The sequence below is a fragment of the Flavobacterium sp. GQ95 genome (genome assembly GCF_059758655.1).
Map to the genome: position 1 here is coordinate 1 of NZ_JCAXEB010000081.1, position 310 is coordinate 310.

1 protein-coding gene is annotated in these 310 nt (G+C 41.6%); it reads right to left on the minus strand.

Annotated elements, in window-relative coordinates; translation table 11 throughout:
- Nucleotides 1-310: DUF8693 domain-containing protein (locus tag AC6CH4_RS26015; protein WP_498108245.1), on the minus strand; the 310-nt coding region annotated here is incomplete at both ends.

A 310-nucleotide genomic window follows, 5' to 3' on the forward strand; every position in this document is an offset into this window, starting at 1 on the left:
ATATATTTATTTCCGTCAAATGAAGTTCCATCGTAGCCTCTGTCGTAATCGTTGGTTGCCCCTTCAATGTATCCAACCAGCATTTGTTTGAAAGCACCTTCTTCATTGGTCAGGTTTAACCACACACGGTTTTTTTCTATACCTGTGGTTTTTGAAGTTTTGCCAGGTTTGAAAAACTGGCCGTTTTTATCCGCGCCAATACGCATTGAATTGGTAAATTGAATTTGTCCCGGCAAACTAAATCCTGCCATAAAGGATTGTCCCGCTGCTATATAACCCTGTGGTGCAGCATCAATATTTCCCGGTGCAT